Source organism: Pseudomonas sp. Xaverov 83 (assembly GCF_019352905.1).
GTDB classification, from domain to species: domain Bacteria; phylum Pseudomonadota; class Gammaproteobacteria; order Pseudomonadales; family Pseudomonadaceae; genus Aquipseudomonas; species Aquipseudomonas yamanorum.
Map to the genome: position 1 here is coordinate 92,307 of NZ_JAAAFU010000042.1, position 6,548 is coordinate 98,854.

Annotated in this window: 7 protein-coding genes; 4 read left to right on the top strand and 3 right to left on the bottom strand. The window is 60.7% G+C overall.

The annotated features are described in order from the left end of the window. Positions 1–54 precede the first annotated feature (54 nt). The gene (locus tag K0H47_RS14900) at positions 55–765 is read right to left on the bottom strand and encodes a FadR/GntR family transcriptional regulator (RefSeq protein WP_017477549.1); all 711 of its coding nucleotides are present in this window, start codon (positions 763–765) and stop codon (positions 55–57) included. 289 nt (positions 766–1,054) lie between these two features. Here K0H47_RS14900 and K0H47_RS14905 point away from each other — a divergent pair, with 289 nt between their 5' ends. Together K0H47_RS14905 and gudD are read left to right on the top strand one after the other, a co-directional pair. Next, positions 1,055–2,404 carry an MFS transporter gene (locus tag K0H47_RS14905; RefSeq protein ID WP_218263745.1) on the top strand — a complete coding sequence of 450 codons (1,350 nt, stop codon included), beginning with the start codon at positions 1,055–1,057 and terminating at the stop codon, positions 2,402–2,404. 10 nt (positions 2,405–2,414) lie between these two features. After that, positions 2,415–3,764, top strand: coding sequence for a glucarate dehydratase (gene gudD, locus K0H47_RS14910; protein ID WP_219273081.1), 1,350 nt, complete (start codon positions 2,415–2,417; stop codon positions 3,762–3,764). 2 nt (positions 3,765–3,766) lie between these two features. Here gudD and K0H47_RS14915 read toward each other — a convergent pair whose 3' ends face one another. Next, positions 3,767–4,654 (bottom strand): NAD(P)/FAD-dependent oxidoreductase, encoded by an 888-nt coding sequence (locus K0H47_RS14915; RefSeq protein WP_177026755.1) that lies wholly within the window; start codon positions 4,652–4,654, stop codon positions 3,767–3,769. A gap of 144 nt (positions 4,655–4,798) precedes the next feature. Between K0H47_RS14915 and K0H47_RS14920 the strand changes: the two genes are divergently transcribed. Continuing rightward, positions 4,799–5,248, top strand: a complete 450-nt coding sequence (locus tag K0H47_RS14920; RefSeq protein WP_177026756.1) for an Rrf2 family transcriptional regulator — start codon at positions 4,799–4,801, stop codon at positions 5,246–5,248. A gap of 13 nt (positions 5,249–5,261) precedes the next feature. Here the strand turns inward: K0H47_RS14920 and K0H47_RS14925 are convergent, their stop codons facing one another. Further along, entirely contained in the window at positions 5,262–5,879 is a 618-nt protein-coding gene (locus K0H47_RS14925; RefSeq protein ID WP_177071773.1) for a TetR/AcrR family transcriptional regulator, read from the bottom strand. A gap of 146 nt (positions 5,880–6,025) precedes the next feature. Between K0H47_RS14925 and K0H47_RS14930 the strand changes: the two genes are divergently transcribed. After that, complete coding sequence (locus K0H47_RS14930) at positions 6,026–6,466, top strand: hotdog fold domain-containing protein (RefSeq protein ID WP_063030800.1); 441 nt, start codon at positions 6,026–6,028, stop codon at positions 6,464–6,466. The last annotated feature ends 82 nt before the right edge of the window (positions 6,467–6,548 follow it).

Below are 6,548 nucleotides of genomic sequence, written 5' to 3' on the forward strand. Positions count from 1 at the left end.
TGAACCTTAAGGGGAAGACGGATCGCGGTATTGAAGAAAATGACCCAGGCGAGACTACTCCCCCGTCATCCGCTCCAGGCTGTTGCTCAAGTGCAACAGCATGGCGGCTCTGGCCGCGTCCGGGTCCTGCCGGCGAATGGCTTTCAGGATCGCCTCGTGCTCAAGGTTCGCCAGCCGACCCAGTTCCATCAGATCCGCGTCACCGCGCTCTTCGGCATTGATTCGGGTGCGTGGGATTACCGAATTGCCCAGGTGATAAATCACGTCGGTGAAATAGGTATTGCCGGTGGCCTGGGCGATCAAGCGATGGAAGCGCACATCGGGTTCAACGGCGCTGTCGTTGTTGGCCAGTGAGTCCTGGTAGTCATCCAGTGCCTGGCGCATCTGCTGCAATTGTTCGTCGGTGCGGCGCAGGGCCGCCAGTGCGGCCGCTTGGGTCTCCAGGCCCATGCGCAGCTCAAGAATGCCGCGCACGCTGGCAGCGGTGTCATGGGTCAGGTGCAGGCCCTGGCGTTCGTCGCGCGCCAGCACAAAGGTGCCGACACCGTGGCGGGTTTCTACAAGCCCTGCGGCCTGCAATTTGGAGAGCGCTTCGCGCACCACCGTGCGACTGACGCCGTACTCACCCACGATGGCCGATTCGGACGGCAGTTTTTCACCCGGCGCCATTTGCCCCAGGAGAATCTGCTGGGTCAACGCGGTGACGATGTCGTGGGCAAGTCCCGGGGAGCGCTTGCGATGAGGTGCCGAGCTGGGGTTTTGCATCAGGAATTCCGTTCAGGGGCGCCTGGCAATACTAGCATTCTTAGATGAGCCAACTTGTATGACAACAAACAAATACCTGTAAGGAGCGAGCTTGCTCGCGAAAAACCCCGCCACACTGCAAATATTCAATATTTCCGCGCAATCATTGAGCCTTTTCGCGAGAAAACTCGCGCCTACAAAGGGTTGCCATCTCTGAAATAGCAGTTGTATGATGTCTATCAAGTTGTCAGACATCTCTGGTAACCCAAGCACTTCCCCGCACAACAATAATCAGTGGGAGTTTGACCTCGTGACCCCTTCCAGCCCTGCGACAGCTGCGCCTGCCACCGACCCGGTCCTGGCCCGCGCGATCAAGAAAGTGAAGAGCCACGTGCTCCCGCTCTTCGTGATCATGTTCATCGTCAACTACATCGACCGCGTCAACATCGGCTTTGTGCGTACCCATATGGAGCACGACCTGGGCATTGGTGCGGCCGCCTACGGCTTCGGCGCCGGGTTGTTTTTCATCGGCTACGCGCTGTTCGAAGTGCCGTCCAACATGCTCCTGCAAAAAGTCGGCGCACGCATCTGGCTGACCCGCATCATGTTCACCTGGGGCATCACCGCTACGTTGATGGCCTTCATCCAGAACGAAACCCACTTCTACATCCTGCGCTTCCTGCTGGGCGTGGCCGAAGCCGGCTTTTTCCCTGGGGTGATTTACTATTTCACCCGCTGGTTGCCCGGTGTCGAACGCGGCAAGGCGATTGCGATTTTCCTCAGCGGCTCGGCCCTCGCCTCGCTGATCTCCGGCCCCTTGTCCGGCGTGCTGTTGCAAATCACCGGCCTTGGCCTGCACGGCTGGCAGTGGATGTACATCATCGAAGGCATGGCGTCGGTACTGCTGTGCTTTTTCGTGTGGTTCTGGCTGGACTCCAAGCCCCACGACGCCAAGTGGCTCAGCCTTGAAGAAAAGGATGCGCTGGTGGGCGAGATCGACCGCGAGCAACGTGAGCGTGATGCCGCCACTACGGTCAAGCCGACCTTGGGCAAGCTGCTCAAGGACCGCCAGATCATGCTGTTCTGCGCCTTGTACTTCTGCATCCAGCTCACCATCTACGCCGCCACTTTCTGGCTGCCGAGCATCATCAAAAAGATGGGCGACCTCAGCGACATTCAGGTGGGGTTCTACAACTCGATCCCGTGGTTGATTTCCATCATCGCGATGTACGCCTTCGCTGCCTTGGCGGGCAAGTTCAAGTTCCAGCAAGCCTGGGTCGCGGCGGCACTGCTGATCGCTGCCGTCGGGATGTTCCTGTCCACCACCGGCGGGCCGATCTTTGCCTTTATCGCGATCTGCTTTGCGGCGATCGGCTTCAAGTCTGCGTCCTCGCTGTTCTGGCCGATTCCCCAGGGTTACCTGGATGCGCGGATCGCGGCGGCAGTGATTGCACTGATCAACTCCATCGGCAACCTCGGCGGGTTTGTCGCACCCACCACCTTTGGATTTCTGGAGCAGACCACCGGCTCGATCCAGGGCGGCTTGTATGGCCTGGCGGGCACTTCGATCCTTGCGGCCATCCTGGTGTTTTTCGCCAGGACACTGCCTGCGCCGACCGCCAGCAGCGTGCTGCAACCCGCCCCCGTCTTGAGCAAATAAGGACTACACGATGAACACAGAACACCAGCACCACGCCAACGGCGCCCCAGTCGTTACCGGCCTGCAAGTCATCCCGGTGGCCGGCCACGACAGCATGCTGCTCAACCTCAGCGGCGCCCACGGGCCGTTTTTCACGCGCAATATCGTGATCCTTACCGACAGCGCCGGCCGTACCGGTGTGGGTGAAGTACCGGGTGGCGAACGCATTCGCGAAACCCTGGAAGACGCCCGCAGCCTGGTGATCGGCAAGCCCATCGGCCAGTATCAGAGCATCCTCAATGCCATGCGCCAGACCTTCGCCGCGCGGGATTCGGCGGGCCGGGGTTTGCAGACGTTTGACCTGCGCATCACCATCCATGCCGTCACGGCGATGGAAGCTGCACTGCTGGACTTGCTCGGCCAATTCCTTGAAGTCCCGGTGGCAGCCCTTCTCGGCGAAGGCCAGCAACGCGACGCGGTGAAGATGCTCGGCTACCTGTTCTACATCGGTGATCGCCAGCAAACCGACCTGGCCTATCGCAGTGAAGACCATGCCGAAGACTGGTTCCGCCTGCGTCACGAACAGGCCATGACCCCCGAAGCCATCGTGCGTCTGGCAGAGGCGGCCAAGGCGCAATACGGTTTCAATGACTTCAAGCTCAAGGGCGGCGTACTGCGCGGCGCCGAAGAAATCGAAGCGGTCACGGCGCTGGCCGAGCGCTTCCCCGATGCGCGCATCACCCTGGACCCCAATGGCGCCTGGTCACTGAAAGAAGCCATCGCCCTGTGTCGCGACCAGCATCACGTACTGGCCTACGCCGAAGACCCTTGCGGTGCGGAAAACGGTTACTCCGGGCGTGAAGTCATGGCCGAATTCCGCCGTGCCACCGGGCTGCCGACCGCCACCAATATGATCGCCACCGACTGGCGCGAAATGGGTCACGCGATCCAGTTGCAGTCCGTGGACATCCCACTGGCCGATCCACACTTCTGGACCATGCAAGGCTCGGTGCGCGTGGCGCAGATGTGCCACGAGTGGGGCCTGACCTGGGGCTCGCATTCCAACAATCACTTCGATATTTCCCTGGCGATGTTCACCCAGGTGGCTGCCGCGGCACCGGGGGAAATCACCGCCATCGACACGCACTGGATCTGGCAGGACGGCCAGCGGTTGACCAAGGCTCCATTGAAGATCGTCGACGGGCATATCAAGGTGCAGGCCAAACCGGGCCTGGGCGTGGACATCGACATGGACGCCGTGGCCCACGCCCACGAACTGTACAAAGGCATGGGCCTGGGGGCACGTAATGACAGCGTGGCGATGCAATTCATGATTCCGGGCTGGACGTTCGATAACAAACGGCCGTGCCTGGTGCGCTGACCTCAGCTGAAGATCATCGAAAAGTGCGCGCCCACCCCGGCGCGCACGCCCTCACCTACTGCCAGCGCTACCGAGCCGCCGGCCAGGTTGGCATCACCACAGGTAAACACGCCGGGCACCGTGGTCTGGCGCGTTTCGTTGGTCAGTAGATAAGGTCCGGTCGGCCCTTCGACAAACTCACACCCCAACTGCTCGGCCAACGGGCTGGCCATACGCGTACGGGACAGGGTGAAGATACCGTCCAGGGCGATCACTCGACCGTCTGCCAATTCCATATCCGCCCGCTCACCGACAATCCGCCGCACCGCCTGACTTTCGATATGGACGCCACGCCGCTCCAGTTGCGCCTGCTGTTCGGCATCCGGCACAAATACGCCGTTGGTAAACAGCGTGGTGGTGCCCCAATCCGGCAGCAGCATGGCGTGATGCATCGCTAGCGGCGAAGTCGCCAGCACGCCGATGCGGCCTTGATCCAACTCGTAGCCGTGGCAATACGGGCAATGAAACACATGCTTGCCCCAGCGCTCCTTCAGCCCTTCCACCTCGGGCAACTCATCCACCACGCCGGTGGCAAGAATCAGGCGCTTAGCGTTGAACCCACCGTTGCAGCGGGTTTGCACCACGAAACCATCCTGGCGTTGGGTAGCGTCAACGGCGGTGTCCTGCACCCAGGTCACCGTCGGATACTCCATCAACTGCCCTCGCCCTTCGGCGGCGATCAACTCCGGCGGCTGGCCATCCTGGCTGAGGAAACCATGGGAGGTGGCCGCAAACCGATTGCGCCGCTGCCCGGCATCAATCACCAGCACCTTGCGCCGGGCCCGCGCCAATTGCAGGCCGGCGGACATTCCGGCGTAGCTGCCGCCCACGATAATCACGTCGTAAACCATGAAGATGACCTCTCTGGTGGCCCTTGCATCGGTTGCCGGGCATTCACGACACACCATAAGTTACGTAAAAATACCTCGTCAAGCATCTCGCAACTCTAATCGTTACGAACGATACTTTCGGGCAGGAAATCCAGAGGCTTGCAGATGAGAAACGACACCCGGCTTTCGCGCATGCTCCATGTGCTGATCCACATGGGCCGCCACGAGGAACGCGCCACCTCGGAGACCATCGCGCAGATGCTTGGTACCAACGCGGTGGTGGTGCGCCGCACCCTCGGCCTGCTCAAGGAGAAGGGTTATGTGCGTTCGGAAAAAGGCCATCAGGGCGGCTGGAGCCTGGGCAAACCCTTGAGTGAAATCACGTTGCTGGACATCCACAACGCCCTCGGCACGTCGTCGATCTTTGCCGTCGGCTTGTCCACCGATCACCCGCAATGCCTGGTGGAACAGGCCGTCAATGCGGCGCTGAACCAGGCCTTTGATGACGCCCAGGCGTTGCTCCTGCAGCGTTTGGGCGAGGTGACGCTAGCCCAGTTGGCGGATGATTTTGACGAGCGCTACCAAGTAGCGATGACACCAGCGCCGTGCGCGTGATGCCTTCGGCGCCCTAGGCGCCGCCCACCGAACGCCACGCGGCCTCGGCCAGGGTCTCGCGATAGAGCCGCGGGCTGCTGATCGCCCGCCCGGCCAGCCAGGCGCGGCAGTAGGTATCGGCCTGGCCGATGATCAGTGCCGCCAGCAGCTCGGCCGGTACCTGATTAAGCTGATCAGCACGCCCAGGTAGCCCCATCCAATCCTTCAGCACTGCATTGCGCGCCTGGTTGCGGCTTTCCAGCTCGGCGGCGAATGGCCCCTTGGTCACGGCGAAATGCGCGTGGTACTGAAAACGCGCCCATTGCGGTTCGCTGTCCACCCAATCGACATAGCTGTGAACCAGCGCGTACACACCCTCCTTCGCCGTTTCGGCCGATTCAAGATAGCGCCCACGCAATTCGGCTTGGTCTTCCAGCGCAGTAAAAAACAGCGCGGCGACCAGGCCTTCCTTGTTGCCGAAGTGGTGATAGATCGCGCCGACGCTGGTGTCGCAACGTGCGCGGATCATCTCGATGGTGGTGGCTTCAAGGCCCTGTTCGTTGAACAGGTCGAGGGCGGCCTTGAAGATGTCGCGCTTCAATTCGGCCCTTCGGCCAGGGAAGCAACGCTGGAGCAGATCCGGGGTTTGCATGCTGAACATGAGCTCAATCGTTTGAAGAAAGGATAAGCCCGGGCAGCTTGACAGATTTCCCAAGGGCAGAATACTGTTCCGTTACAGAACATAATTCTGTATCGAAATAATATTCCGTAAATCTCACACCTCAGCGAGGCAGCACCATGAGTCAGGCTTTGAGCATGTTCAACAGTGTCGGTCCCGAAGCGTTCAGCAAACTGGCGTGCCAGATGGCGCCCTACTTCAGCACGATCAATCCGTTGATGACCCAGTTGCGGCCGGGGTTTGCCTCGGTGGAAGTGCCGTTCAGCAAGGCTATTACCAACCACCTGGGCACGGTGCACGCCATTGCCATGTGCAACGCTGCGGAGTTGGCGGCGGGCACCATGACGGACGTTTCTGTGCCGGCGGGTGCGCGGTGGATTCCCAAGGGGATGACGGTGGAGTATCTGGCCAAGGCCAAGAGCAGCGTGACGGCGACGGCCAATGGTGAGGGGATTGATTGGCAAACGGCGGGTGACAAGGTGGTGCCGGTGGAGATGCTGGATGCGGAGGGGAAATTGGTGTTTACCGCGCGGATTACCATGAATGTGAAATTGGGGTGAGTGTGTTGGGGATTGGGGGTATATCCGTTATTTAGGTAACGGCCGCCTATGGTTCCGCTCTTACAGCGGCTCACTTTTGAAG